We start from the raw sequence: 2,182 nt of genomic DNA on the forward strand, positions 1-2,182 counted from the left end.
CTTCAGTCTTTGTTTAAAATCAAACTACAAGTAAAATTCAGAGTTGACAATTAATATCATGAATGTTTTACTAATATATCCACTGTTTCCGAAAAGTTTTTGGTCTTTTGAAAAAACACTAGCTTTACTAGACCGCAAAGCCATGTTACCACCTTTGGGTTTGGTGACGGTAGCGGCAATTTTACCCCAAGAGTGGAATTTTAAGCTAGTAGACCGGAATATTCGCCAAATTACAGCAGCAGAATGGGCTTGGGCTGATTTAGTGATTTTATCAGCAATGATTGTCCAAAAAGAAGATTTGCTGGCACAGATTCAAGAAGCAAAAGGGCGCGGTAAGCGTGTAGCGGTGGGTGGACCCTATCCAACAGCTTTACCCCAAGAAGTCACAGACGTGGGTGCAGATTATTTAATTTTGGATGAAGGAGAAATTACCTTACCATTATTTATAGATGCAATTAGCCGTGGTGAAACTTCAGGAATATTCCGCTCAGGTGGTGAAAAGCCAGATGTCACAAATACTCCCATCCCTCGCTTTGATTTGCTAGAATTTGATGCTTATGCGGAAATGTCAGTACAATTTTCCCGTGGTTGTCCCTTCCAGTGTGAATTTTGTGATATTATTGTTCTCTATGGTCGCAAACCTCGCACCAAGTCACCAGCGCAACTCCTCGCCGAACTTGATTATCTTTATGAATTGGGTTGGCGACGCAGTATTTTCATGGTAGATGATAACTTTATTGGTAATAAACGCAACGTTAAATTATTCTTAAAAGAACTACAACCTTGGATGGTTGCACATGAGTATCCTTTCTCCTTTGCGACAGAGGCTTCCGTGGATTTAGCCCAAGATCAAGAACTAATGGATGCCATGGTCAGGTGTAATTTCGGGTCTGTGTTCTTGGGTATTGAAACCCCTGACGAAGAAAGCCTCGCTTTTACTCAAAAATTTCAAAATACGCGGGATTCCCTGAGTGAAGCAGTATATAAGATTACGCGCTCTGGACTGCGAGTTATGGCAGGTTTTATTATTGGTTTTGATGGTGAAAAGTCGGGGGCTGGGGCGAGAATTGTCAAATTTGTAGAGCAGACATCAATTCCCACTGCTTTATTTAGTATGCTTCAAGCCCTTCCTGATACTGCATTATGGCATAGATTAGCAAAGGAAAACCGACTCCGCAGTAAATCTGCAAATATTAATCAAACTACGTTGATGAATTTTGTCCCTACAAGGCCTTTAGCAGAAATTGCTAGTGAATATGTAGAAGCATTTTGGGAATTATACGAACCATCACGATTTTTAGATCGTGCTTACCGTCACTACCGCATTTTAGGTGAAGCTACTTACCCGAAAAAGGGCAAAGGTGCAAAAAAACCCTTGAATTGGAAGGTATTGCGGGCGTTATTAACTATTTGCTGGCGACAAGGTGTGTTACGTAATACCCGTTGGCAATTCTGGCGTAATCTTTGGAGTATGTACAAGCATAATCCTGGTGGTATCAGTAGCTATTTATCTGTTTGCGCTCAAATTGAGCATTTCTTGGAATATCGTCAAATTGTGCGCGACGAAATTGAGGCACAAGTGGCTGAGTTTCTGGAAGCAGAGGCTCAGGTAAAGCTGGAAGAGGAAAAAGCACAAGTGTTAGTTTAAACTCAAGAAGGTGATCTGCTACCAACAGCACTGATTATAGTAGTTTACCGGGAACTATCAACTTTGGGGGGTTTGCTCCTCCAAAATTGATTGGTTTAGGGATTTTTAAAATGTTCGTTCAATTTATTTTGCACGACTACTTCAATAAGTATTAAGCTGTACTGCATTTAATTTGTATAAATCTGGCGGGCAAGATGCCCACCCCACAAGATTTTAACTATTTTAGGATGATAAACTTGAGGTGCATAGTAGCTTACAACTTGATTATAACTTGTAGTATGAATATAGAGATTGACAGTTGTAAGTATTTGTGTCACATTATTTCTATAGGAATAAATCATCAAATCCATGAATACCTTGCTCAACTCTGCCCTGACGCTGACATATAACCAACTCAGCACCTTTGCCGATTTAGACAACTTCTGGAATTTATTTGATACGGCTTTTGGTACACAATACAACCGTAGCGGTGCGGAAATTCTGCGTTTACAGTGGCTATCTGGTGATTTTAGTCAACTTCCGCAAATTGAGATT

At 40.2% G+C, this 2,182-nt stretch carries 2 protein-coding genes; both read left to right on the forward strand.

Annotation, left to right across the window (positions count from 1 at the left end):
* Nucleotides 1-58: 58 nt before the first annotated feature.
* Nucleotides 59-1,648, forward strand: coding sequence for a B12-binding domain-containing radical SAM protein (locus ACIR310F_RS0111405; RefSeq protein ID WP_028083939.1), 1,590 nt, complete (start codon nt 59-61; stop codon nt 1,646-1,648).
* Between the two features lie 348 nt (nt 1,649-1,996).
* Nucleotides 1,997-2,182: hypothetical protein (locus tag ACIR310F_RS26230; protein ID WP_035367907.1), on the forward strand; the 186-nt coding region annotated here is incomplete at its 3' end.

The sequence above is a fragment of the Dolichospermum circinale AWQC310F genome (genome assembly GCF_000426925.1).
Classification (GTDB): domain Bacteria; phylum Cyanobacteriota; class Cyanobacteriia; order Cyanobacteriales; family Nostocaceae; genus Dolichospermum; species Dolichospermum circinale.

Excerpts from the sequence above, each read along its gene's own strand:
- ACIR310F_RS0111405 (WP_028083939.1), top strand. The coding sequence starts at position 59 with ATGAATGTTTTACTAATATATCCACTGTTTCCGAAAAGTTTTTGGTCT.